Here is a 25,289-nt window from a genome sequence, read left to right on the forward strand (position 1 = left end):
GACGAATATTCAACATTTTCTTATCTTGGTATGCCGGCATCACTTTCCGGCTCACGGTGGTTACTATATACCGGTGCAGAAATTTCTGTCTGGCACGTTGGCTGCGGCCAACACGGGCTTTTGGGTCACAATGCGCGTGGTTTAGGGCCTTAACGGCCCAAAATGGCAATCTGTAGACAGGGGAACTGAAATTAACAATTGCATTTTGGTGACAGGCGCGTCGGGTTTTCTTGGCTCTTCTGTGATGCGGCAGGCCCTCGACCGGGGTTTCCAGGTCCGGGTGCTGGTGCGGGCCACCAGCCCGCGTGCCAACCTTGCCGGGTTGCCTGTGGAGGTGGTGGAGGGCGATATGCGCGACGCGGCGTCCATGTCGCGCGCGATGGCGGGCGTGCGCTATCTGTTCCACGTGGCGGCCGATTACCGGCTCTGGGCGCCCGATCCCGAGGAAATCGTCCGATCCAACGTGGATGGCACCGTCACCGTGATGGAAGCCGCCCGGCAGGCCGGCGTGGAGCGCATTGTATACACCAGCAGCGTGGCCACGCTCCGGGTGGCCGGCGCCACGGCGCCCGTGGACGAGACGGCTGCCATGGCCGGCCACGAGGCCATCGGCGCCTACAAGCGCAGCAAGGTGCTGGCCGAGCGCGAAGTGGAGCGCCTGGTCGCCGAGGGTTTGCCGGCGGTCATCGTCAATCCGTCCACGCCGATCGGCCCGCGCGATGTACGGCCGACGCCCACCGGGCGGATCATCGTCGAGGCGGCCACGGGCAAGATCCCGGCGTTCGTCGATACCGGCCTGAACCTCGCCCATGTCGATGACGTCGCGACGGGCCACTTTCTGGCGCTGGAGCGCGGCAAGATCGGCGAACGGTATATTTTGGGTGGTCAGGACGTCACTTTGCAGCAGATGCTGCAGGACATCGCCGGCATGACCGGCCGCAAGCCGCCCACCGTGCAACTGCCACGCTGGCCGCTGTACCCGCTGGCGCGGGTGGCCGAGACCGTGGCGCGTTTCACCGGAAAGGAGCCGTTCGTGACCGTTGACGGCCTGAAGATGTCCCAATACCGGATGTTCTTCACGTCGGACAAGGCGCGGCGCGAACTTGGCTACACGCCGCGGCCGTATCAGGAGGGGCTGCGTGACGCCCTGACCTGGTTCCGCGAGGCCGGCTATCTCAACTAGCACTATTAGATACAGATAGGGCGATCGCGCTCACGAGCGGATCGGCGCCTGGGCGCGGCCTTTCCACTGGCCGCCCCGGCGTAGCCAGTAACGGCGCGCCGAATCCAGCGTCGCGCCCAGATAGAACAGCGCGGTGAGCGGCAGCAGCGGTGCCAGCCAGGCCGGCTGCCGGTATTCGCGCAGCATCGGCCGATAGCTGACCGCCATCAGAATCCACGCCAGCCACGCCGGCCACACCGCGGCGCCACCGGCCAGCGCCAGCACCGGTGGGGCCAGGTAGGTCAGGATCATGCCGAGCGTGGCGCCGGCCAGCATCCAGGGCGAGTAGTGCAACTGGGTGTAGGCGCTGCGCGCGATCATGTTCCAGAGGCTTTCCCAGTCGTCGTAGGGACGCAGCGAGACGCTGTCGTCCGCCAGATCGAGCCGGATCGGGCCGCCTTCCTTGATCCGCGCCGCCAGGCTGCAATCGTCGATCAACTCCCCGCGAATGGCATGGAAACCGCCGATACGGGCCAGCGCCGAGCGCCGCGCCAGCATGCAGCCACCCGCCGCCGCCGCAACGCGGCTCGACGGGTCTGCCACCCGCGCGAACGGGTAGAGTTTGGCGAAGTAGAAGACAAAAGCCGGCACGATCATGCGTTCCCAGGCTGATTCACAGCGCAGGCGCACCATCAGCGAAACGAGGTCGCGGCGCTCGTGCTCGGCGCGGGCCACCAGTTCTGTCACCGTTTCCGGGCCATGCCAGATGTCGGCGTCGGTGAGGAAGGCGAAGCCGGCGTCCGGCATCTGCACGTCGGCGGCGGCCAGCCCCTCGGACTGCGCCCAGACCTTGCCGCTCCAGCCGGCAGGCAGGTCGCGTGCCGCCACCACGGTGAGCTGGTCGGCCTTGCCGATCGACAGCGCAGCGGCGCGGGCGATATCGGCGGTGCCGTCGCTGCTATGGTCGTCCACCACGATCAGGTGGAGCCGCCCCGCATAGTGCTGGCCCAGCACGCCGGTCACGGCGCGGCCGATCACATCGGCCTCATTGCGGGCGGGGATGATGCCGACCACGGGCGGCCACGCGGCGGGGCGGGGGGAGGGCGCGGGTTTGCGCACGCGCCAGAAGCCGGCGCGGGCGAAGACCAGCACGCACCAGATCAGCAGGACCAGCAGGGACAATCCAAACGCCATGGCGTGCGTCAATTCCAGATTCATTTGAGAAAGCGGCGCACCAGCCGGGCCAGCCGGGGCACCGTGGTCGGGCGCAGAAGCCGCGCATCATACCCCGCCATGCGCCGCGCGTCCTCGGCCAGGCAGAGGTCGATCATGGCGCCGGGGGAGAGCGTCTGGCCCAATGTGTCGGCGGCGTTCATCGGAAAATTCGCATCCTGGGCGGCGCCGTCCACATCCACGTCAATGCCGCGCGCGATGCCGATGCGCTCGCGGATCAGGAAGAACCAGACCCGCCAGACCTTCCAGGCGAAGGCGGGCTTGCGCCACCACGGCAGGCTGGCGCGGTACCACGCCACCCAGTTCGCAAAAAACAGGATATGGCGGCCTTCTTCCTGGATCACGGGCTCAAATGTCTCGACCAGCTCGGCCGGAAAGAAGCCGGAGTCCTTGGCGGCGGCGAACAGCCCGAACGCGGCGAAGCTGTCGATGCACTCGCTGTAGCCGGTCACCAGCCAGCCCCATTCGGGGTCGGCGGGCGGCAGGTACTCGGGTTCGGGCGCCAGCGTGATGCCATACGCCTCCACCAGCTTGGCCAGCACCACCTTGTGGCGCGCTTCCTCGTCGGCATCCATCTCCAGCGCGCTGCGCAGCAGCGGGTCGCGCACGGTGCGTGCATAGCTGTGCACGCGGATGGACGCACGGCCCTCGGTCTGCACGGCGATGTCCCAGATCGGCAGCGAGGTCACCCGGCGCAGCGCATCGGGCGGCAGCACCGGCCAGTCGATCACGGACGGTTTGTAGGGGTTGTGGGTCTGCAGCAGCATGTTGCAGAACATGCGCAGGTGTTCGGGAGAGCCGATGCGGAGCCGGTCCGGCAAGGGATCGGTCCAGTGGCGCATCGCATGGTCGGCCTGCTCCACCGCTGTGCGGGCGATGGTCGCCGCCACGGCGGCGGCACGCGCCTCAGCGTTGGCGGGGGCAGACGGGCTCGGCGAACTGGCGGTGTCGGCAGGGGCGGATGGCAGGTCCGCGACGCTGCCATCGGCTTCGAAAGCTCTTTTCATTGGCGCTCCGGGCAGGGGATGCGGAGGCCATTGTATCTAGGGCCGGTCAATATCGCAGGCCAGGGTGGCCTGATTTTTTCGGGGGCGCACTGCCGGAAGCGGGATTTCGGCGAATTGTCTTACCGCGCACGCGATTCGTGTCCGGGGCGGCGATGCGGGTCGGGCGGGAATTCGGGGAAGACATCGCATTCGCCCCGCACGATGTTCTCGATGGTGGCACAGATGCCCTCGGTGCCGCGCGGGCCCACGCAGACCAGGCTGCGCGGATGGTCGGAATGGGGCGGGATGGCGTAGACGTGCATCCCTTCACGATAGAGAGGATGCCGGGCGAGCCGCTCGTTCATCAGTTCGACAAAGCGGCGGGGGCTGACAGTGGGCTTGTCCATCGCTTTTCTCCGAGAGGCATACGGGAAAAAACGGGACAAAGCGTCCCGTGCCGTGTGCCGCCACGCTTTCAGACTAGGCCGGCGGCCACGGTGGATCAAGGGCAAACAAGCGCTAACGTCGCTTAATGCCTGCCAAACGGATGTTCGATGCGTCTAATGGCGCATGTCCTTCGGATACATGCCGGGCAGTTCGCTTGCCGCGCGCTGGCCGTCGAGCATGCTGTTGCCGGCGGCCCAGCAGGCCGCTTCGGCCTCAGCCTGGGAGCCGTAGTCGGTGGCCGCCTCGATCATGCTGTCGCATTCGGCGCCTCCGCATTTCTCCTCCACCACGATGCGCCATGTATAGCGTCCGGGTGGATCTTCCATCACATGCATCACGAGGGTGCGACGGTGGTCGGCGATTGTCGTGGAATGAGCGGACATGGCGGTTCTCCCGGAGGGCAGAGTTACGACCGGTGGTGGACTTTCAACATAGCACCGCATCGCCGCTTTGCCAGTGTCATCTGCCGGCGTGCGGCGCGCGCGGCGCCTGGCGCCTTCCGCCGCCCTGTCATTTCCAGTATCTTGTGTCGCCTGGGCAGTGGCCGCGCAACGCGGCAGCGCCCGCATTTCGCTCACCCCCAATGCTCGCCTCTCCGACACTTTCCGAACGGATCGCCTCGCTGATCGCCCATTTCGACACGGCCATTCTGCCCGCCTGGACCGGTCCCGGCTGGCGGGCAGACCTCCGGCTGGCGCATGAGGCGCTCGATGGCGCCACCAGCCAGCCCTTGCCAGACAAGCGTTTCCGGGCGATGGCCTGCGCGCGGCAACTGTACGTCTTCGCCACCGCCGGCCACCTCGCGCATGCCGATACGCTGTTCGCCTCGCTCCAGCACTATTTCGGTGATGGCGCAGGCGGCTGGATCTACAGCACCGATGCCGATGGCGCGCCGCGCGACACCACGCGCGACCTCTACACCCACGCCTTCGTGGTCTTCGCCTGCGCCCACTACCATCGCGCCGGGGGCAGCGCCGCAGCGCTCGAGACCCTGCGTCGCACCGTGGATGTGATCGAAAATCGATTCGGCGACGGAAACGGCCTCTATCACGCGGCTTTGTCGCCCAACTTTGCGGTCAACGGCGGCGGCGTGCTCCAGAACCCGGTCATGCACCTGACGGAGGCCTACCTCGCCGCGTGCGATGTCACGGGCGATAGCTGGTTCGCCGCCCGCCTGCCAGAGATGGCGGCGGCCGTGGCGGAGCGTTTCGTCGATCCCGCCAATGGCTGCGTGGCCGAGCAGCCGCAGGGCACGCCCGGCAACCGGATCGAGCCGGGACATCAGTTCGAGTGGTATTCGCTGGTGATGATGGCGCCGGCCCTGTTCGCCGATACGCCGTTGCCGGCCTCGCTGCGCCGCGCGTACGACTTCGCACGCACCCATGGTGTGATCAATGACACACTCGGTGTCAGCGCAGCGCTGGATCTCGACGGCACGCTGCAGGACGGTACCCAGCGGATCTGGGCCCAGACCGAATTCGCCCGCGCGTTGGCCGTAAAGGGCACCGTGGAGCAAGACGCGGCGCCGCTGATCGAACTCGAGCAGTGGATCGACCGCTTCCGCAGCCGTTTTCTCCATGCCGATGGCTGGCACGAATGCGTGGCGCCGGACGGCGAGGTGGTGCGCGCCGAAATGCCGTCCACCACGCCTTACCACCTGCTCACGGCCTATCAGGCGATGCGCACGCTCGGCTGAATCGGCGACGAAGCGGGCTGCTGACGCCTCAATCCAGGCGCGATGCGCGCAGATCACTCTTGCGCAGCAGCGTCAGCAGCGTCTCCGCCGGCTCGGACAGGCGGCCAGCCGCCAGCGAGATAAATTCCACTTCTGGCAGCGCCGGCAACTCCTGACTGTTGACGGGCGGCACCAGCCCGCGCCCCGCCAGCGCATGCGCCCGCACGGTGATGCCGAGCCCGCCGCGCGCGGCCGCGATGCAGCCGGAGTGGCTGCTGCTGGCGCAGACCACGCGCCAGGGCCAGCCGGCCTTGGCCAGCGTGGCGAGCACAATCGAGCGCGTGACGCTGGGCTCGTTCACCAGAATCAGCGGCAGCGGCTGGCGCACGTCGATCACCGTGCCCGGCCGGGCCAGCCATTCCAGCGGCCCCCGGAACAGCGACACGCCGCGCCGGTCGCCCTCGCGCCGCTTACCGATCATCAGATCCAGCATGCCGGCATCGACCAATTCATAGAGCTTGCCGGTCATGCCGATGGTGATTTCGAGTTCCACGTCGGGATGGGTGTCGCGGAACGCCGCCAGCACATTGGGCAGCGGGCCCTGGGCGAGGTCGTCCGAGGTGCCCAGCCGCACGCGGCCGCGCAGCCGGGGCGCGCTGAACTGCGATTCTGCGCGCGCCAGCGCCTCCAGGATTAGCCGGGCGTGGACCAGCAGCGCTTCGCCATCGGCAGTCAGACGCAGGGAGTGGGTGTCGCGCACGAACAGGCGCCGCCCCACGCTGTCTTCGAGCCGGCGGATATGGTCGCTGACCGACGATTGCGAGAGGCCGAGCTGGCGGCCAGCATCGGTAAAACTGCGCGCCGTCGCCACGGTGGCGAAGGTCTGGATCCAGACGGGATTGAGCATCGGGCCATTGTCATCGGCTTTTCCGATTGCAGTCAATAACGCCAGAGGGGTTCCCGATGGGCAGCCCGGTGTTTACCATAAGGTCCATTGTTCCTGGCCACTGCCGACCAGGGATTACAAAGAATCACCATGACCACCGCTTCAGCCCCCGCCAGCCCAGCCGTTGCCTCGCAGAAGGCCATGCTGTGGATCGTCTTCGCCGGCTTCTTCATGCAGACGCTGGACACCACCATCGTCAACACCGCGCTGCCCTCGATGGCGCACAGCCTCGGCGAAAAGCCCCTCGACCTCAAACCGGTGGTGGTGGCCTACACGCTGACCATGGCGATGCTGACCCCCGCCTCCGGCTGGCTCGCCGACAAGTTCGGCACGCGGCGCGTGTACTTCTGCGCCATCCTGATCTTCGTGCTCGGCTCCATCTACTGCGCCACAGCCCATACGCTCACGCAACTGGTGATCGCGCGGGTGCTGCAGGGCGTGGGTGGCTCGATGCTGCTGCCGATCGGCCGGCTGGCCGTGCTGCGCAATATCCCGGGCGAGCAGTACATCGCCGCGCTGGCGTTCGTGTCGATCGCCGGGCAGGTGGGGCCGATCTTCGGCCCGGTGCTGGGCGGCTGGCTGGTGCAGAGCGCGTCCTGGCACTGGATCTTCCTGATCAACGTGCCGGTGGGGCTGGTGGGCCTGCTGGCGGTGCGCCGCTACCTGCCGGCGGGGGAGGCCGGCGTGGCGCCGCCGTTCGACTGGGTCGGCTGCGGGCTGCTGTCGCTATGCATGGTGGCGTTCTCGCTGGCGCTGGACGTGCCGCACGGCGCATCCCACGCGCTGCTGTGGAGCCTGGGGCTGGCCGCCGTCAGCATCGTCGCCGCGCTGCTTTATATCCCGCATGCACGCCGGCACGCCACGCCGCTGTTCCGGCTGGCGCTGTTCCGCGAGCCGAACTTCAGCGTGGGGCTGGTGGGCAATCTGGTCTGCCGCATCGGTTCCGGCGCGGTGCCGTTCCTGCTGCCGCTGCTGATGCAGTTGCAGCTCGGCTATTCGCCGTTCCATTCGGGCCTGATGCTGCTGCCGGTGGCGGTGGCCGGGACCGTGTCCAAGCGCTGGATCGTGCCGCTGGTCAACCGCTACGGCTACGACAACTTCCTGCTGGTGAACACGCTGATCGTGGGGGCCTCGATTGCCTCGTTCGCGGCGATGTCGCCGGGCTGGCCGCTGGCCCTGTCCATCCTGCAACTGGCCACGTTCGGGGCCTCGAACTCGATGCAGTTCGCGGCCATGAACAGCGTGACGCTGAAGGGCCTCTCGCGCGAGGACGCCGGCAGCGGCAACAGCCTGTTCTCGATGGTGCAGATGCTGGCCATCGGCCTGGGCGTGACGATTGGCGGCGGGCTCGTCAGCCTGTTCTCGAACGAGCTGGGCGTGGCCGCGCCCGCCTATCGGCTGGCCTTCCTGGCGGTGGGCATCATCACGCTGCTGTCGGCCTTCGTGTTCCGGCGACTGGACGGCGAGGCACTCAATCCGGTGCGCCGCGCGGTCTGAGCCCGGTCTGAGCCCTAGCTCTCACTCGGTCACGCCGTTCTCATGAAGCAGCCGTTCGCATTCGTCCAGCATGTCATGGGCGAAGGCGGACTGGTAGTTCGGATCGAGCGCTTCCATCATCTCGTGCGTCGCGTAGAGGCCGGCTTCCCGCGAGAGCGATTCGGACAACTGGCGCGCGAACTGATCGCTCAGCTCCGAGAGCAGGCGCCGTTCCGATAGCGCCAGTTGCAGCTTGGAGCGCGACAGCCACATCCCGGCCAGCGTGGCGCCCTGCGCGTCGGTCATCCATTTGCCGTGTTCGTAGAACGCTGCCAGCCGCTCGGCCGTCAGCGCGAACAGCAGCGCCTTGCGGGTGTTGAAATCGATGCGGGGCGGGGGCGTGGTGGGAATCATGCCAGCCGCTCGCGCAGCCACTGGCCGATATCGGCAATTTCTTCCAGGCAGACCGAGTGCGGCATGCGGTACGTGTGCCAGGCCACCGGCTGCTCCCGCGCGGTGAGGAAGTCCCGGGCGCGCGTGCCCAGGCCCAGCGGCACCACGTCGTCCTCCGTGCCGTGCGCGGCGAACACCGGCGTGGCGGCATTGGCGGGCGTGGCCTCGGCGGCGATCAGGTCCGGCGAGGGGATGTAGGTCGAGAGCGCGATCACTCCGGCCAGCGTCTCCGGGTGCGTCAGCGCCGTGGTGTAGGCGATGGCGCCGCCCTGCGAGAACCCGGCCAGCACGATGTGGCTGGTCGGCACGCCGCGCGCGTTCTCGCGCGCGATCAGCGCGCGGATGGCCTCGCACGAGGTGCGGATGCCCGCCTCGTCGGCGCGCCGGCCGGCTTCGTCGAGCGAATAGATGTCATACCAGGCCGGCATGACGTAGCCGTTGTTGCAGGTGACGGGAATCGCCGGGGCATGCGGGAAGATGAAGCGCACCGCCAGCGTGGCGGGCAGGCCCAGTTCGGGCACGACGGGGACGAAATCGTTGCCATCGGCGCCAAGGCCGTGCATCCAGATCACGCTGTGCGTGGGGTTTGGCGCGGTCTCGAGGTCAATCGCGGGCAGAAGGGTGCTCATGGGCCGGTTCCTTGAAGTCTGGTGCAGACGTGCGCATGCCGCCCCGGAGTGGGGGCGGCATGGCATCGAACGCGGCGAGTATCGCACAGCCGGGCATGCCGGCCGGGCGAAGGAACGGTCAGGCGGCCGAGGGTACGATGGGGACGGTGGTCAGGCCCGGCGCCACGCGCGCGGGCTGCGAGGCCGGCGGCAGGGCGGGTGCCCCGGGGGTCGGCGACATGGCCGCATGGCGACGGTCCGCCACGCCTTCGACACCGGTCGCGCCCACTTCCTCGAGGAACGAGATCATGTTGCGGTAGTAATCGACTTGCATCTGCGCTTCCAGCAGGCGACGCTCTGCCTGAAAAAGCGTCAGCCTCATGTCTTGCAGTTCCTTCTCGGCGATCTTCTCTGGCGTCGGCGGACTGAACAAGTTGGCAAGCGAACGCATGGCAGTTACCTCCAGGGCTGTCTTACGGCTGGGTGATTCGGGATGTGCGCGCCATAGGTCAAATATAGTCGATTCGCCGCGAGGTACACGATGGGTCACCACAATGCATGTGGCGTCGCCCACAAGGATGATTGCCGCCACTTACCTGGATGAGTAGATTGTTCGCCCATTGGCCTCCCGCCTCGTGATTGCGGGGATCCGGGCGCGATCCGGGGCGATTCCGGCGCCATACTTTGTGATTACTACCGGCGGCTGTGTGACGTAATTGCCTGTCATGGTCAACATTGCAAAGCGGACCGCCGGCGCCCATCCGATGAAAAAAACAACACCCGCGTGGGTGGCGCGCAACAGCAGGTGATCTGCACGCATCAAACATACGTACGAATGGCGCGCGGCTGCCGCATCCACTGCGGGTAAAATGCCGGGCCAGCCGCTTCCGCGATGTGCAGTGTGCTGCCCGTCATGCCATCCTACCCCCTCCGAGTGACTCCCCATCCTGCCGTCGCCCGCTGCCTGCGCCTGTGGCTCGCGCTGCTCTGCTGCCTGCTGCTGCCCACTTCGTTGGTAGCTGCAGTCGCCGCGGTCGCTGCCGCGCCGGTGCGCGTGCTTGTCGTCACGTCGAACGCCCACCTGCTGCCCGCCGCCGAAGCCGCCTTCCGCGCTGCGCACGGCAACGCGCTGGCCATGTTCACCTTCCGCACCGATGCCCCGGACGCCGCAACGCTGGCGCACGCCGATGTCATCTATGCACGATTTGCCCCGACCGCGGTGCTGCGCGCGATGGCACCCGGCGTGCGCCAGGCCGCCGCGCGTGGTGCGCTGGTCTTCGGCGCCCCGGCGGAGAGCGTCGATGCGGCGTGGGGCCCGGTAGCGGCCCGGCGCGATGTTGCCGATGCCGCGCAGCCCTATTGGGAAGCGGGCGGCGTGGACAACCTCGCCGCCTTCCTCGCTCTCGCCGTGGCGGCGCGGCAGCGCATGCAAGGGCTGCCGGCGCAGGACGTGATCGCCGTGCCCGCCGTGCGCCCTGCGCCGGCGGCCGGCATCTACCATCCCCGCGCGGCGCAGCCGTTCGCGTCGCTGGCGGACTACCTCAAGTGGTACCGGCAGGCCGGCATCGTTGCCGACGGCGCGCCGCTGGTCGGCATCGCCTTCTACGCCACCCACTACCGCCAGCGTGACCTCGCCCATATCGACGCCCTGATCGCCGCGCTCGAGCGCCAGGGCGTGGGCGCGGTGCCGGTGTTCGGCTGGCCGCTTTCCGGGCTCGATGCGCTGGTCACGCAGGATGGCGTGTCGCCGTTGCGCGCACTGCTGGCGCTGAACCTGACCATTCCGCGCGCCGAGGACAAGGACTGGCTGGCGCGGCACGGCCTGCACACGATCAACCTGATTGCCACGCGCGACAGCGAAGCCGGCTGGCGTGCCGATGTGCGTGGCATCGCCGGGGAGCGGCTGCCGCTGCTGCTGACCGCGCCCGAGCGCAGCGGGGCGACCGAGCCGATCCTGTTCGCCACGCAGGAAGGCGGGGAGGGGAGCCAGCGCAGCGCGGCGGTGCCCGAGCGCGTGGACGCCATCGTGGCGCGCGTGCGCCGCTGGATCGCGCTGCAGGACAAGCCGCCCGCCAGCAAGCACGTGGCGGTGCTCTACTACAACAACCCGCCCGGGCGCGGCAATCTCGGCGCCAGCTACCTGGCCACGCTGCCGTCGCTCACGCAGATCCTGCAGCGGCTGCGCGCGGCGGGTTATCAAACGGGCGATGAGCTGCCAGACACCGCCACGCTGACCGCGCTGCTGGAAGCGAACGGGCGCAACATCGAAACCTGGTCGCCCGGCGAGCTGGCGCGCATGGTGCGCGGCGGCCACGTCACGCTGCTGCCGATGGCGCAGTACCGGCGCTGGTTCGACGCGCTGCCGCCCGCCTTCCGCGCCGCCGTCACGCAGGCCTGGGGCCCGCCCGAGCGCAATCCGCTGATGGTGGCGCGCGACCCACAGGGCGAGCCGGCCTTCGTGATTCCGGGCCTGCGTTTCGGCAATGTGTTCGTCGGCCCCCAGCCGCTGCGCTCGACCTTCGCGCGCGCGATGGATACCTCGCACGACACCATCACGCCGCCGCCGCATTCCTACCTCGCGGCCTATCTCTGGTACCGCCATGCCTTCGGCGCCGATGCCATGGTGCACGTGGGCCGGCACGGCACGCTGGAGTGGCTGCCGGGCAAGCAGGTGGGGCAGGCCGGTGACGACAGCGCCGAAGTGCTGCTCGGCGACCTGCCCAACGCCTACGTCTACATCCAGGATGGCGGCGGCGAGGCGGTCCAGGCCAAGCGCCGCAGCGCCGCCGTGCTGGTGAGCCATCTGTCGCCGCTGCTGGCCAGCGCCGGCCAGCCGCCCGTGCTGGCGCAGCTCGACGAAGCCATCGAGCAGGCCGAGGCCACGCGGGGCAGCTCGCCCGAGCTATCGGCGCAGTACCGGCAGCAGGCCATCGCCCAGATGCGCACGCTGAAGCTCGACCAGCAACTGGGTCTCGATGCCGACGCGCCGTGGGCGCAGATCGAGCCGATCCTGCACGCCTTCCTGCATAAGGTGGAGGCCGAGCCGATGCCGCTGGGCATCCACGCGCTCGGCGAGATGCCGCCCGAGGCCGATCAGGCGGACGCGCTGGCGCTGCTGCTGTCGTCCCAACTGCGCAATTCCGCCCATGACGCCCGGGTGCACGGCTGGGCCGAGGATCTGGTCGCCGGCCGCGCGCCGTCGCTGGACGGACTGGCCGACGATCAGGCGCCTGCTGTGCGGGCCGCGCTCCAACTCGCCCGGCAATGGCTGGCCGATCTGCGCGCATCGCCCCGGGGCGAACTGGGTGGCCTCGTCACCGTGTTGTCGGGCCGCTATCTGCCGACCGGGCCGCTCGGTGACCCCGTGCGCACGCCCGACGGCCTGCCCACGGGCCGCAACCTCCATGCCTTCGATGGCGCGAAGATCCCCACGCCGGCAGCGTGGGCGCTCGGCAAGACCATGGCCGCGCAGACGCTGGCGCGCTATCGGCAGGAAACGGGGCGGCTGCCGGAGTCGGTGTCGATGGTGCTCTGGTACGGCGAAACGGAACGGCATCAGGGCGCGATGGAGGCCGAGGCGTTCTGGCTGATGGGCGTGACGCCGGTATGGAACGCGCGCGGCGGCGTGGAGGACGTGCGGCTGATTCCCGATGCCGAACTGGGCCGGCCGCGTGTGAACGTGCTACTGACGATTTCCGGCATCTACCGCGATGGGTTTGGCGACAAGGTGGCGCTGCTTGACAAGGCCGCGCGGCTGGCCGCTGCCGCCGGCGACAACGCCATCAGCCGTCACGACCGCACGGTGGCCGCCGCGCTGGTCGCCCGGGGCACGGACCCGGACACCGCCGGCAAACTGGCCCGCGCCCGCGTGTTCGCCGCCAAGCCCGGCAACTACGCCATCGGCGTGCAGCAGATGGTGGAGCAGAGCCGCGATGCGCAGGACGGCCCGGACGCCCTCGCGCGGCAGTACCTGCGCTACATGAACTTCGCCTATTCGGCCGAAGGCTGGGGCGCCAGCGCGCCGGATGCGCTGGCGAGCCATCTGGCCTCGAACGAGGCCGTGCTGTTCTCGCGCACCAGCACGCTGTACGGCGCGCTGGACAACGACGATACCTACCAGTACGCCGGCGGCCTGACCGCCGCCACGCGCGCGGTGCGCGGGCAGGCGCCGCGCTTCTGGCTGCACAACCTGCGCCGCGCCGGCGAGACGGATACCGTGGATGCCCGCACATGGCTGGCCACGGAGTTGAATGCGCGGCAATGGAACCCGAAGTGGATCGGCGCGATGCAGCGCTCGGGCTATGCCGGCGCGCGTGAGATGTATAAGGAGATCGAGCATCTTTACGGCTTCCAGGCCACCGTGCCGGAGCAGATGCCGGGCGAGTTCTGGCAGCGCACCTATGACGTCTACGTGGCTGACAAGCTCGGCCTCGGCATGGACGCCTTCTTCCGGCAGGCCAATCCGCACGCGCAGCAGGGCATTCTGGCGCGGCTGCTCGAGGTGGACCGGCAGGGCAGCTATCGCTTCACGGACGAAGAACGCGCCGAGCTGCTGCGCCGCTACGCGGATGCCGTGCGGCGGGACGGCCTCTCGTGCACGGCCAATACTTGCGGCAACCCGGTGCTGATGGCGCACATCGCGCAGGCGGGCCGGGCGGCGCGGGTGGACCCGGCGCTGCTGCACGCGCTGGGCCGGGAGTTGGCCGATGCGGTGGTGGCGCCGGGGCCGGTGGCGCGGCCGTCGATGACGGCGAAGGCTGCGCCGACGCCGACGCCGACGCCCGCGCCCGCGCCAGCACCCGCCCCATCGCCACAGGCCGACCGCGCCCAGTCGGTGACGGGTCGACACCTCGTTCCGCGCGTGGCGCCGGTAGCGGCGGCATCGCCCGCCCGCTCGCACCATGGCCCGATAGCGCTGGCGCTGGCTTTGCTCGCCATCGCGCTGGGCGCCTTCCGGGAATGGCGTCGGGCGCGGCGCGCGGCGCCATCACCGTCGTCCGCCGCCGATGGACAGCCACCCCACATCTCTTTATCCTGATCGCCTTCACGCGACCCGCCCCGCCACTGGATTCCGCATGCACACCGCCATGATCCCCGCCACCCTCGTTGCCGGCTTCCTCGGCAGCGCCGCGCTGTCGGCGCGCTGACCCATGCACCTGCTGTCCACCCGGCCCGGCGGCTTTGTCGAGGACAGCGCTGTCGTGCTGCGCATCGCGCAGACGCCCGGCGAGATCGTCGTCCTAAGCGCGGCAGATACCACGCTGTCGCTGCTGGCCGGCGCGGTGCCGCGCCTCGGCCCCGGTTACCCGTCCGTGCGGTTGGCCAACCAGATGTACCTGCGCCAGCCGGCCTCGCTCGATCTCTATATCGACGAAGTGCTCCAGCACGCGCGCGTGGTGGTGGTGGACCATCTGGGCGGCGTCAACGACTGGGCTTACGGGCTGGAGCGGCTGCCGGAACTGGCCCGCGCGCGTGGCCAGTTGCTGGTGATGGGGTCCGGCGATCTGGCCGAGGACGACAACCTCGCCCGGCACGGCAACGCGCCCGCCGCGCTGTCCCATCAGCTCTGGCACTACCTGCGCGAAGGCGGCGCCGGCAACGCCGAGCAGTTTTTCCGCTGTCTGGCTCACCATGCCTTCGGCTGGGGCACACCCGCGCTGCCGCCGCAGGTGCTGCCCGAAGCCGCCATCCATCACCCGGAACGGACGGTCGCCACCGTCGAGGACTGGGCCGCGCGCTGGGCCGCCCACGGGCTGGCCGACGACGCCCCCGTGGTGGCGCTGCTGTTCTACCGCTCGCACCTGCAGGCCGGCAACACGGCCGTCTTCGACGCCATCGCCGATGCCTTGCTCGATGCCGGCCTGCGCCCGCTGCCGCTGGCGGTGACCTCGCTGAAGGCACCGCTCTGCCGTGAAGTGCTCCAGCGCCTGTGCGATGCGCACGAGGTGGCGCTCGTCCTCAACACCACGGCGTTCGCCGTCGCCTCGCTCGACAGCGTCGATGGCGAGGCGGACGCCCCGCTCGCCAACGATGCCCCGGTACTCCAGGTGATCCTGAGCGGCGGCAATCGCGAGGACTGGCTGGCCGACAGCCAGGGGCTGGGCACGCGCGACGTGGCGATGCACATCGCGCTGCCCGAGGTCGACGGGCGGATCATCACGCGCGCGGTCAGCTTCAAGGGGCTGGCCTACCGCTGCCCGCACACCGAGGCGGACATCGTGCAATACCAGCCGGACGCGGAGCGCGTGCGCTTTGTGGCGGAACTGGCGCACCGCTGGTGCCGGCTCCGCACGCTGCCCAACGCCGGGAAGCGCGTGGCGCTGGTGCTGGCCAACTATCCGGCCAGCGAAGGGCGCATCGGCAACGGCGTGGGGCTCGATACGCCGGCGTCGGTCGTGCACATCCTGGCCGCCCTCCATGCCGAGGGCTACGCCATCGACGCGCTGCCGGAGAACGGCGATGCGCTGATGCAGGGCCTGACGCGCGGCATCACCAACGACCTCGACCAGCACGCCGTGCGGCCCGCGTTCCAGAGCGTGACGGTGGACGACTACCGGCGCTGGCTGGCGGCGCTGCCGGCGGCGCTTCAGGACGCGATGACCGCGCGTTGGGGCGCGCCCGAAGCCGACCCGATGGTGCGTCAGGGCCGCTTCATGATCGCCGGCGTGCGCACCGGGCAGGTGTTCGTCGGCATTCAACCCGCGCGCGCCTATGGGGTGGACGGCGATGGCCTGGATGGCTACGCCAGCTATCACGATGCCGAACTCGTGCCGCCGCACGGCTACCTCGCGTTCTACTTCTGGCTGCGCCACGTGTTCGGCATCGACGCCATCGTGCACGTGGGCAAGCACGGCAACCTCGAATGGCTGCCGGGCAAGAGCGTGGCGCTCTCCGACGCCTGCTGGCCGGACGCCATCCTCGGTCCGCTGCCGCACCTGTACCCGTTTATCGTCAATGATCCGGGCGAGGGCGCGCAGGCCAAGCGCCGCACGCAGGCCGTGATCATCGATCACCTGATGCCGCCGCTCACGCGCGCCGAGAACTACGGGCCGCTGCAGGATCTGGAGCGGCAGGTGGACGAGTACTACGAGGCGCTGACCGTGGACGCGCGCCGCGCCCGGCTGCTGCGCAAGGAGATCCTGGCGACGATTGTCGGCCAGCAGCTGCACACGGAACTGGGGCTGGCGGCGCCGGCCGGCGGCGAGGAGGAAGACGCGCTGCTGAATCGCACCGATGCGTGGCTGTGCGAACTCAAGGAGTCGCAGATCCGCGATGGCCTGCACGTGTTCGGCCAGTCTCCGGCCGGCGTGCAGCGCCGGGACACGCTGGCGGCGCTGGCGCGTTTTCCGGTGGGCGATGGCCGGGACGCCCGGGCGGGGCTGCTGTCGGCGATGGGCGCCGACCTCTCGCTGGGCGACGACTTCGACCCGCTCGACGCTGACTGGGCCGCGCCGTGGCTGGGGCCACGCCCGGCGCTGCTGGCGGACATCGACGCCGGCCCGTGGCGCCACCATGGCGACACGCGCGAGCGGCTGGAAATGCTGGCACTGCGCCTGCTTGACGGGGGGCTGGACGACGAGGCACCCCTGCCGCACACCGCGCAGGTTCTCGCCCGGCTGCGCCAGGAAGTGGCGCCACGGCTGGACGCCTGCGGCGCACAGGAACTGACGCAGCTAATGCGCGGCCTCGCCGGGCGCTTCGTGCCACCCGGCCCGAGCGGGGCGCCCTCGCGCGGCCGGCCGGATGTGCTGCCCACCGGCCGCAACTTCTATTCGGTGGATACCCGTGCGGTGCCCACGCGCACGGCGTGGACGCTCGGCCTGCGCGCGGCCAACCTGCTGATCGAACGGCACCTGCAGGAACACGGCGAATATCCGCGCGCGGTGGGCCTGTCGGTCTGGGGCACGGCGACCATGCGCACCGGCGGCGACGACATCGCCCAGGCCATGGCCCTGCTCGGCGTGCGGCCCAAGTGGGCGCAGGGCAGCCATCGCGTGGTGGACTTCGAGATCCTGCCGATGGCCAACTTCGGCCGCCCGCGCGTGGACGTGACGCTGCGCGTGTCCGGCTTCTTCCGCGATGCCTTCTCCAACCTCGTGGCGCTGTTCGACGCCGCCGTGCGCGCCGTGGCGGATCTCGACGAGCCGGCGGACGTCAACCCGATCCGCGCCCGCGTGCTGGCGGAGCAGGCGCGGCTGCAAGCCGAGGGCGCCGCGCCGGACGAGGCGCGCGAGCGCGCCGGGTGGCGCGTCTTCGGCGCAAGACCCGGCGACTACGGCACCGGCCTCCAGGCCCTGATCGACGGCCGCCAGTGGCAGGACGACGCGGACCTCGCCCACGCCTACCTGCACGCGGGTGGTTACGCCTACGGGCAGCGTGCCGGTGGCATCGACGCGCGTGACGCCTTCGCCACCCGGCTGGCCGAGGTCGACGCCGTGGTGCAGAACCAGGACAACCACGAGCACGACCTGCTCGACGCCAACGACTACTACCAGTTCCAGGGCGGCATGGTGGCCGCCGTGCGGCATCTGGGCGGCGAACAGCCGGCGATCTATCACGGCGATCACGCCAACCCGGCCGCGCCGCGCGTGCGCACGCTGGGCGAGGAAATCGCCCGCGTGATCCGGGCGCGGGTGGTCAATCCCAAGTGGATGGATGGCGCGCGCCGGCACGGCTACAAGGGCGCGTTCGAGATGGCCGCCACCGTGGACTACCTGTTCGGCTACGATGCCACGACGCGCGTGGTGGGCGACCACCAGTACGCGCTGGTGGCGGACGCCTACGTCCACGACCCCGTCAATCGCGAATTCCTCGCCCGGCACAATCCGCGCGCGCTGCAAGGCATCTGCGAGCGGCTGCTGGAGGCCATGGAACGCGGGCTCTGGCAAGAACCGGGCGCCCAGCGCGGCCGGATCGAACAACATCTGCTCGATAACGAGCAGCGCATCGAAGGTCAATCCTTATGAGTCCCGTCACCGTCGTGCGACATCCGTTTCCGTTCAGCGCCCTGGTCGGCCAGGCGCGGCTGCAACAGGCGTTGCTGCTGGCTGCCGTCGATCCCGGCATCGGCGGCGTACTGGTCACCGGGCCGCGCGGCACGGCCAAGTCCACGGCGGCGCGCGCGCTGGCGGAGCTGCTGCCGCATGGCCACTTCGTCACGCTGCCGCTGGGCGCCAGCGAGGAACAGCTAACCGGCACGCTGGACCTGAGCCACGTGCTGCAGCAGGGCGAGGTGCGCTTCGCGCCGGGCCTGCTGGCGCGCGCGCACGAGGGCGTGTTGTATGTGGATGAGGTCAACCTGCTGCCGGACCCGCTGGTGGACCAGCTGCTCGACGTGGCGGCCAGCGGCGTGAACGTGGTGGAGCGCGATGGCGTGTCCCATCAGCACGCGGCGCGCTTCGTGCTCGTCGGCACGATGAATCCGGAGGAGGGCGAGTTGCGCCCGCAGCTGCTCGACCGCTTCGGCCTCGCGCTGGCGCTCGACAACTACGCCGACCCGGCCACGCGGCAGGCCATCGTGCGCGCCCGGCTGGCGTTCGATACCGACCCGGAGGCGTTCCGTGCCGCCGTGGCGACGGCCCAGCAGGCGCTGGCGGCGCAGGTCGCCCGGGCGCGCGGCGCGCTCGGCGGGCTGGATTTCTCCGATGCCGTGCACGCCCATGTCAGCGCGCTGTGCCTGGCGGCGGCGGTGGATGGCGTGCGGGCGGACCTCGTCATGCTGCGCGCCGCACGCGCGCTGGCCGCGTGGGACGGCGCCCCGGCGGTGACCGTGGCGCATGTGGATGCCGTGGCGGAGCTGGTGCTCCATCATCGTCGCCATGCGGGGTCGCCGGCATCCCCCGAAGCTGGCCAAGTGGATTCGGCCGGGGAGCGTGCCACGGCGCCCGCGCCGCAGGACAACCCGTGGGGCGCCATGCCGCCCCCGGCTGACACCGCCGCCGGCATCGCCAGCATCAAGCCGCTGCGCGCCTTCGGGAATCGCCCGCCAAAAAAAGCCTGAGCCACCGGCAGGCCGCCGGGCAGGTCCGGCAAGGCGGCAACCGGTGGCAGACTCCGCGTCCGATGCCACGTCCCGCCACACCGGGCGCGGGCGTGCCCGGGGCGCGCATCCACTGGCCGCGCACGCTGGCGGCCAAGCGGCAGACGCGGCTGGCCGCCGAGCACCTGCGCCACCGGCGGGCCGATGCACGCGCTGGCGTGCTCCACTGCGTGGCGCTCGACTGTTCCGGCTCGATGACGCAGGGCGAGCAGCTCGCGCTGGCCAAGGGCGTGCTCGTGCGGCTGCTGGAGCGCGCCTACCAGTCCCGCGCGGACGTGGCGCTGGTCTGCTTTGCCGGACAGCAGGCCGAAGTGCGGCTCGCGCCGTCGCGCGCACGGTACTGGAACGCCGACTGGATCCGCCCGATTGCCGGCGGCGGCGGCACCCCGCTGGCGCTGGGCGTGGCGCGCGCCGGCCAGTTGCTCGAGGCGCAGGCCCGCCACCGGCCGATGCAGCGGCGCTGGCTCTGGCTGCTGACCGATGGGCGCAGCGGTGAACTGCCGCCCCGGCCCGCCTGGGCCGATCACGTGGTGGTCGTCGACGTGGAGCGACGCGCCGTGGCGCTCGGCCGCTGCCGCGCGCTGGCCACGGCGTGGGACGCCGACTACCGCGACGCCGCCGCATTGATCGACTAAGTTCGACTAAAAGCCACCCTTGCGCCACATCCCCCTTCCGTGGGGCATGCCCGGCCTAAAGTCCCGGACCCGACTGGCCGTTAGCCCATCGATAGCCCCGACACGCAACGACGAACAGCGGGGCACTACGAGGAGCGGACGGCATCATGGCTTGGGACAACTTGAGTATGCGCACGCGGCTGGGCGCGGCGTTTGGCGTGGTCGTGCTGTTGGTGGCGGTCATGATGACACTGGCGCTCGGGCGCATTGGCGAGCTGGAGCAGCGCGCGGCGGCCGCGCCGGACAAGCCCGCCGCCACGGCTCAGGCTGTGCCCCCGAACGAGGACAACACCCGCACCTGGATTTGGGGCCTGGGCGGCGCCGTGCTGCTGGCTAGCGTGGTGTGCTGGTTCCGCCTGACGCGCGCCATCGAGATCCCGCTCAAGGAGGCCGAGTTCATCGCCGAAACCGTGGCGGCGGGCGACCTCAGCAAGGAATTCGAGACCGAGCGGGGCGGCGATTTCGGCCGCCTGCTGGGCGGGCTGGGCGAGATGGAGGACATGCTGACGGACCTGGTCACGCGCATCAAGGCGTCCAGCGATTCGATCTCGTCGGCGTCGCACCAGATTGCCGCTGGCAATACCGATCTGTCCCAGCGCACCGAGGAACAGGCCGCCACGCTCGAGGAAACGGCATCCAGCATGAGCGAGCTGACCGCCATGGTGAAGCAGAACACCGAGCGCGCACGCACGGCCAACGGGCTGGCGGCGTCCGCGTCTGGCGTGGCCGAGCGCGGCGGCGCCATCGTCGGCAATGTCGTGGAGACCATGCAGGCCATCAGCGCCAGCTCCCGCAAGGTGACGGACATCATCGCCGTGATCGAGGGCATCGCCTTCCAGACCAATATCCTGGCGCTGAACGCCGCCGTGGAAGCGGCACGCGCGGGTGAGCAGGGGCGCGGCTTCGCCGTGGTGGCGGGCGAGGTGCGCACCCTGGCCCAGCGCAGCGCGGCGGCGGCCAAGGAAATCAACGTGCTGATCAACGATTCGGCGCGGCAGGTGGAGTCGGGCTCGTCGCTGGTGGGGCAGGCCGGTCAGACCATGGCGGAAATCGTCCAGTCGGTGCGGCATGTGACCCAGATCCTGGGCGAGATCGCCGAGGCCTCCGAGCACCAGAGCGGCGGCATCGAGCAGGTCAACGAGGCGGTGGCGCAGATGGACGAGGTGACGCAGCAGAACGCCGCGCTGGTGGAAGAGGCCGCCGCGGCGTCTGCGGCGCTGGCCGAGCAGGCCCAGCAACTCCAGCATGTGGTGGGCGAGTTCAAGCTCGACGACGAGCCGGTCCGGCCGGCGGCACGCCAGTCGCTAGGCGTCCAGGCCAGGCTGGCGCGCGCCTGACTTTACTCATATCTGATACCTAATATCTAAGGGGCGATGTCCGGCGCGGCGGCGACGCCCAGGTCGCCGCTCTGGAGATAGGCGATCACCGGCGCCCAGAACGCCTGCGCGTGCGCAGGTTCGATGGCGGCGTTGTGGGGCAGGTCCTCGAAGATCTCGAGCCGGCTCGGCGCGCGCGCCATCCGCGCCAGATATTCGCCATGGCTGAACGGGATGGTCTGGTCCTGCCGGCTGTGGATCAGCAGCAGCGGCATGCGCAGCTTGCGGATGCGCGCGGCGTTGTTCCACGGCTCCGGCAGCATCCACGCCAGCCACGCGGGCACCCGCCCCGTGACCACCGCCGCCGCACGCGCGGAGCGGAAACCGGCGCCAATCACGGCGCCGTCCGGGCTGGGCCGCAGCCGGCCAATCACATCGAGCAGAATCCCACTTCCCAGCGAATAGCCCATCACGTGGCGCCGCGCCGCATCGGGCGTGGCGGCGATGAACTGGAGGTAGCCGGCCAGCGCGTCCTGACGCAGGTTGCGGACCGAGGGCCGCCCGGTACTCGCGCCATAGCCGCTGTAATCGAACACGAAGGAGCCGATGCCGGCCGCGTGGAGCATGGCCTGGACCGGCGCCCAGTCGGTCAGGGATTCGGAATCGCCGTGAAACACGCACAGCGCCGGGCCGCTCGGATCGGGCGCGGCGACGAACGAGGCGTGCAGCGAGCGATCCCCGCTGGCGAAGGTGTACTGGCGGGACGGCACGCCGAGGTGGTCGGGGGTGACATCCCCGATCGGGATGGTGACGAAAGCGTCACGTTCCATCATCCGGAAGACCAGCCAGCGGCCTAGACTTGCGGCCACTGCGACGCCAGCCACGCCGGCAACCCAGCGTTTCAGGGGACGGGAGCCAGCAGCGGGCGGGGTGGGCAGCGGGGCAGACATGGCGGGCCGGGGGCGCGGGGGATGTGATAAGCCTAGCACCCGATGGGCCGGGGCGCCGGCCGCAAGAGAGACAGGCTATCGGCCTCATAAATAAGTTTTCGGCGCGATCCCCAGATTCGCCTTGCTTGTCTATCTACCAGTAGATACTATCCAACCCATGGACTCGCCGCACAAACCAAGCGGTGGTCTGAGCAAGACCTCGAACGGGGCCTTCCAGAGCCAAAACATCTATCTAGTGGTAGATAGCATCGGAAGGTAGCCCCGGCAAACGCAGCCAATACAAGGAGCTTCACCATGAACGCCAAGACCATCCTCAGTGCCGCCGCTCTCGCCGCCGCCTTCGTCACGGGCGCTGCCCAGGCCGCTCCCGCCAGCAACCAGACCGGTGAAGCCTACGGTTACGGCTACCGCGTGAACGACGCACGCAGCCCGTACAGCGACGGTGCCCGCGACGTACATCGCCCCCGCAACCCGTTCGTGGACGGCGCCCGCGTGAATGATCAGCGCAGCCCGTTCTCCGATGGCGCCCGCGCCGGCAAGTTCGACCCGTACACCGACGGCACCCACACCGTGGCCGGCCGCGACCGCACCGGCGTCTCCGCCGAACCGGGCCGCGCGGATGATTCGGCTGTCGAAACCGCTTAAACCATTTCTACCATCGCCCCGCCGCGGATCGCGGCAAGCGGTACCGGCCGGCGCCCCAAAAGGGTGCCGGCCTTCCTGACGTTGACATCGGGGTAATCCCGGTTGAGTATCTATCTGCGTGTAGATAAACTTTGCCCCATGAAAACCCAACCCGTCCGTGAGCAGCTGCTCGAACACACGCTGGTACTGATTCGCCGCCGTGGTTTCAATGGCTTCAGTTACCGCGATCTGGCCGAGCTGGTGGGGGTCAAGACCTCCAGCATCCACTACTACTTTCCGTCCAAGGACGACCTCGTCCTGGAAGCGGTGAAGGAATACAGCGCGCGCATCGTCGAGCGCCTGCGCAATATCGACCCCGAACTGCCGGTGCTGGAACAGGCCCGCCAGTACCTGGAGCCGCTGCGCGCCACCTGCGGATCTGACCAGATCTGCCTGGCCGGCATGCTCTCCACCGAGGTGCTGTCCCTGCCCGAGCCCGTGCACAAGGTGCTCAAGGATTTCTATCACATCAACGAGGCCTGGCTCGCCAAGCTGCTCGAACGTGGCCAGGAGCAGCGCGAGACCTTGTACCCCGTGCCGCCCGAAATGCTCGCGCAAGTACTGTATGGCGCGCTCCAAAGCGGCCTGATCGCCGCACGCCTGTTCGGCACGCAGGAGCGCCTCGAAGCCGCCGCCGAAACCCTGCTCGGCGCCCTGTGCAACAAACGCGCCGCCGCACTGCTCGGCAAGACCTGCGCCTGACGTAGTCGCTGCATAAAAAACCGCCGGATGGCCGCAAGGCCTCCGGCGGTTTTTGTTTCTCGAACTGGGAATTGCACCCGAACAGGCAACGCGCCTCGACGCCGTGTCCCGGCAGCAGATCAAAGAGGACCGTTCTTCTCGACCATCGCGCACAACCACCCCCCATCGTCATGCGGCAGGTCATGTCCCGCCCACGGGTGGCGGAGGTGCTGCGCCTGCCAGGCCGCCGCGATGCGGGTCGAGCAGATCGGGTTGACCAGACGGTCGGCGTCCGAGGAGAGGATCAGCGTGGGGCAGGGCGGGGCGGAGGGGGTTGCCCGGTAGCGGGCGGCGGCCAGCAGTTGGCGGAGGGCCGCCGCGCGGATGACCGGGGCGGATTGGCCGATGGTGACCCACTCCGCCAGGTCGGCGTCGCGGGTGTCCATCCGTTCGCAGGTCAGCCGGTGGACCGTGCGCTCGCAGCGGGCGCGGTCCTGCCAGTGGTTGGCCATGCCGATGAGCGCGGCCCAGTTCTGGGGGCGCAGGCGCTGCGGCATGGTGCTGAAGGGGCGCATGCTGGTGTTGATCAGCACCAGTCCGGCCACTTCCCCGGGGTAGCGTTGCGCCCATTCGGTGGCGACCATGGCGCCGAGCGACATCGCCAGGATGCGGCATGGCGCGGCCACCCCGCCGGCGCGGGCCGTGGCGCGTACGGCTTCCATGATGCCGCGCACGTCGACGGGCACCATCGCGTGGCGGGCGGTGCCGTTGCCGGGCAGGTCGATCAGGGACGGGTGGCCCAGGCCGCGAGCGGTCCATAGCGCCGGCAGGTCGCCCCAGTGCCGCGATTCGCGGGTGAGGCCGCGCAGGAAGATCCACGGGTTCATGGTGCCGGTTTCCGGTCTTGCCAGTGCGCGCTTGCCTGCGCCAGCAACTGCTGTCGATGGTCGCCCTGGGGCAGCCATCGCTCCGGGGCGAAGGCGGTGCGGCCGAGGAAGTCGAACAGGCTCACGTGCCGGCGCAGCACGCGCGCCGTGCGGTGAGCCTTGATGGGATTGAAAATGCCCGCGCGCGAGAAAAGCTGGCGGGGATTCTTCTTGATCCACAGCCACGAGCCCAGCTCCAGCGTCATCGGCAGGAACAACGTGCCCGCCGGCGCGCGGTCGTAGGCGTAGTCCCACAGGTCGCCGTGCAGCAGGTACTGATGGCTCTGGGGTTCGAAGGCGTAGCCGTGGTGCGGGTGGGCCTGCTCGAACATGGTCTTGAGCAGGTACATCTCGGGCAGGTGCGCCATCGGCGCGTGGGTGCGCGCGTAGGGGAACCAGATGCTGTCGCGCCAGCCATAGCCGGAATGGCAATCCACCGCGAAACTGAGGGGCCGGCCCAGCAGTTCGTCCTCCACCACGCGCAGCAGCGCGGCGGCCTCGGGCTCCATCGGCGCGCCGGCGCGGCCGCGATACCACGGCAGCCAGGCGCCGAGGCGCTGCCCGCCGGCCAGGAAGGGCACGCGCGCATCGGCGTTCTGCGGCGCGTTGCGCATCAGGTCCACACCCCGGGGATTGGCGCGCGTGGCCGCGTACATGCCGCCGGGGTTGACGATCGGCATGAAGACCAGCTTCACGTCCTGTAGCTCGCGGTGGAGCAGTTCGTCCCATTGCAGGCGGCACAGCAGCGAGCGCATGTAGTCCAGCACCAACTGAGTGCCGATGCGCTCGAGCCCGTGAATGCCGCCGAAGATGCCGATGGCCGGCGCGTCGGGCGCGTCCGTGCCCAGCGCCGCCACATGGACCCCAAATGAGCGGCCGTCCACGGTTACCTCGCACGCCACGCGCGACCGGAACCACGGGGCGCCCAATTCCAGCAGCGTCAGCAGCTGGTCGTACTCGGGAAAGCTGGGGCGGCCCGGGTCGGTCATCGGCGGAGGGGGTCCTTGGGGGCGGTGCGGTGGGGGCRTGAGGC

21 protein-coding genes are annotated in these 25,289 nt (G+C 69.5%); 10 read left to right on the forward strand and 11 right to left on the reverse strand.

The window, feature by feature from the left end; translation table 11 throughout:
• The first annotated feature begins 190 nt into the window (after window positions 1-190).
• On the forward strand, window positions 191-1,183 hold the full coding sequence (gene hpnA, locus AC1DFU_RS02960; RefSeq protein WP_092297111.1) for a hopanoid-associated sugar epimerase: 993 nt from the start codon (window positions 191-193) through the stop codon (window positions 1,181-1,183).
• Between the two features lie 30 nt (window positions 1,184-1,213).
• On the opposite strand, the gene AC1DFU_RS02965 is transcribed toward hpnA, so the two are convergent.
• From AC1DFU_RS02965 to AC1DFU_RS02980, 4 genes are all read right to left on the reverse strand, one after another.
• Complete coding sequence (locus AC1DFU_RS02965; RefSeq protein ID WP_441592947.1) at window positions 1,214-2,356, reverse strand: glycosyltransferase; 1,143 nt, start codon at window positions 2,354-2,356, stop codon at window positions 1,214-1,216.
• Window positions 2,357-2,376: 20 nt separating this feature from the next.
• Entirely contained in the window at window positions 2,377-3,285 is a 909-nt protein-coding gene (locus AC1DFU_RS02970; RefSeq protein ID WP_211943569.1) for a ferritin-like domain-containing protein, read from the reverse strand.
• A 236-nt stretch (window positions 3,286-3,521) separates the two neighbouring features.
• A complete protein-coding gene (locus AC1DFU_RS02975; protein ID WP_092297117.1) occupies window positions 3,522-3,788 on the reverse strand; it encodes a hypothetical protein in 267 nt (88 codons plus the stop codon).
• A gap of 153 nt (window positions 3,789-3,941) precedes the next feature.
• Window positions 3,942-4,211 (reverse strand): hypothetical protein, encoded by a 270-nt coding sequence (locus AC1DFU_RS02980; RefSeq protein WP_441592884.1) that lies wholly within the window; start codon window positions 4,209-4,211, stop codon window positions 3,942-3,944.
• 200 nt (window positions 4,212-4,411) lie between these two features.
• Here AC1DFU_RS02980 and AC1DFU_RS02985 point away from each other — a divergent pair, with 200 nt between their 5' ends.
• Complete coding sequence (locus tag AC1DFU_RS02985; protein ID WP_441592885.1) at window positions 4,412-5,524, forward strand: AGE family epimerase/isomerase; 1,113 nt, start codon at window positions 4,412-4,414, stop codon at window positions 5,522-5,524.
• A 28-nt stretch (window positions 5,525-5,552) separates the two neighbouring features.
• Here AC1DFU_RS02985 and AC1DFU_RS02990 read toward each other — a convergent pair whose 3' ends face one another.
• Window positions 5,553-6,410 (reverse strand): LysR family transcriptional regulator, encoded by an 858-nt coding sequence (locus AC1DFU_RS02990; RefSeq protein WP_092297125.1) that lies wholly within the window; start codon window positions 6,408-6,410, stop codon window positions 5,553-5,555.
• Window positions 6,411-6,539: 129 nt separating this feature from the next.
• Between AC1DFU_RS02990 and mdtD the strand changes: the two genes are divergently transcribed.
• On the forward strand, window positions 6,540-7,946 hold the full coding sequence (gene mdtD, locus AC1DFU_RS02995) for a multidrug transporter subunit MdtD (protein ID WP_441592886.1): 1,407 nt from the start codon (window positions 6,540-6,542) through the stop codon (window positions 7,944-7,946).
• A 21-nt stretch (window positions 7,947-7,967) separates the two neighbouring features.
• Here mdtD and AC1DFU_RS03000 read toward each other — a convergent pair whose 3' ends face one another.
• The 3 genes from AC1DFU_RS03000 to AC1DFU_RS03010 form a co-directional block, all read right to left on the reverse strand.
• Entirely contained in the window at window positions 7,968-8,339 is a 372-nt protein-coding gene (locus AC1DFU_RS03000) for a hypothetical protein (RefSeq protein WP_177219960.1), read from the reverse strand.
• On the reverse strand, window positions 8,336-9,007 hold the full coding sequence (locus tag AC1DFU_RS03005) for an alpha/beta hydrolase (protein ID WP_092297131.1): 672 nt from the start codon (window positions 9,005-9,007) through the stop codon (window positions 8,336-8,338). Before AC1DFU_RS03005 ends, AC1DFU_RS03000 begins: the two co-directional genes overlap by 4 nt.
• 118 nt (window positions 9,008-9,125) lie before the next feature.
• Window positions 9,126-9,437 (reverse strand): hypothetical protein, encoded by a 312-nt coding sequence (locus AC1DFU_RS03010; RefSeq protein WP_092297134.1) that lies wholly within the window; start codon window positions 9,435-9,437, stop codon window positions 9,126-9,128.
• Window positions 9,438-9,899: 462 nt separating this feature from the next.
• Here AC1DFU_RS03010 and AC1DFU_RS03015 point away from each other — a divergent pair, with 462 nt between their 5' ends.
• The 5 genes from AC1DFU_RS03015 (at window position 9,900) to AC1DFU_RS03035 (ending at window position 21,036) form a co-directional block, all read left to right on the forward strand.
• Window positions 9,900-14,024 (forward strand): cobaltochelatase subunit CobN, encoded by a 4,125-nt coding sequence (locus AC1DFU_RS03015; RefSeq protein WP_477159818.1) that lies wholly within the window; start codon window positions 9,900-9,902, stop codon window positions 14,022-14,024.
• Window positions 14,025-14,136: 112 nt separating this feature from the next.
• Window positions 14,137-17,952, forward strand: a complete 3,816-nt coding sequence (gene cobN / locus AC1DFU_RS03020) for a cobaltochelatase subunit CobN (RefSeq protein WP_441592888.1) — start codon at window positions 14,137-14,139, stop codon at window positions 17,950-17,952.
• Window positions 17,949-18,986, forward strand: a complete 1,038-nt coding sequence (locus tag AC1DFU_RS03025; RefSeq protein WP_441592889.1) for a magnesium chelatase ATPase subunit I — start codon at window positions 17,949-17,951, stop codon at window positions 18,984-18,986. The genes cobN and AC1DFU_RS03025 overlap by 4 nt, the downstream gene beginning before the upstream one ends.
• A 62-nt stretch (window positions 18,987-19,048) precedes the next feature.
• Complete coding sequence (locus AC1DFU_RS03030) at window positions 19,049-19,660, forward strand: vWA domain-containing protein (RefSeq protein ID WP_441592890.1); 612 nt, start codon at window positions 19,049-19,051, stop codon at window positions 19,658-19,660.
• Window positions 19,661-19,806: 146 nt separating this feature from the next.
• The gene (locus AC1DFU_RS03035; protein ID WP_369823496.1) at window positions 19,807-21,036 is read left to right on the forward strand and encodes a methyl-accepting chemotaxis protein; all 1,230 of its coding nucleotides are present in this window, start codon (window positions 19,807-19,809) and stop codon (window positions 21,034-21,036) included.
• A gap of 26 nt (window positions 21,037-21,062) precedes the next feature.
• Here AC1DFU_RS03035 and AC1DFU_RS03040 read toward each other — a convergent pair whose 3' ends face one another.
• Window positions 21,063-21,884: an alpha/beta hydrolase gene (locus tag AC1DFU_RS03040; protein WP_477159819.1), complete on the reverse strand. Its 822-nt coding sequence runs from the start codon at window positions 21,882-21,884 to the stop codon at window positions 21,063-21,065.
• Between the two features lie 375 nt (window positions 21,885-22,259).
• On the opposite strand from AC1DFU_RS03040, the gene AC1DFU_RS03045 reads away from it, so the two are divergent.
• Window positions 22,260-22,610 carry a hypothetical protein gene (locus tag AC1DFU_RS03045; protein WP_092297157.1) on the forward strand — a complete coding sequence of 117 codons (351 nt, stop codon included), beginning with the start codon at window positions 22,260-22,262 and terminating at the stop codon, window positions 22,608-22,610.
• Window positions 22,611-22,748: 138 nt separating this feature from the next.
• Window positions 22,749-23,351: a TetR/AcrR family transcriptional regulator gene (locus AC1DFU_RS03050; protein WP_092297160.1), complete on the forward strand. Its 603-nt coding sequence runs from the start codon at window positions 22,749-22,751 to the stop codon at window positions 23,349-23,351.
• A 119-nt stretch (window positions 23,352-23,470) separates the two neighbouring features.
• On the opposite strand, the gene AC1DFU_RS03055 is transcribed toward AC1DFU_RS03050, so the two are convergent.
• Window positions 23,471-24,217 carry an alpha/beta fold hydrolase gene (locus tag AC1DFU_RS03055; protein ID WP_441592892.1) on the reverse strand — a complete coding sequence of 249 codons (747 nt, stop codon included), beginning with the start codon at window positions 24,215-24,217 and terminating at the stop codon, window positions 23,471-23,473.
• Window positions 24,214-25,245 carry a M14 family zinc carboxypeptidase gene (locus AC1DFU_RS03060; protein WP_441592893.1) on the reverse strand — a complete coding sequence of 344 codons (1,032 nt, stop codon included), beginning with the start codon at window positions 25,243-25,245 and terminating at the stop codon, window positions 24,214-24,216. Before AC1DFU_RS03060 ends, AC1DFU_RS03055 begins: the two co-directional genes overlap by 4 nt.
• Window positions 25,246-25,289 lie beyond the last annotated feature (44 nt).

It is taken from the genome of Cupriavidus sp. 10L45 (assembly GCF_056395225.1).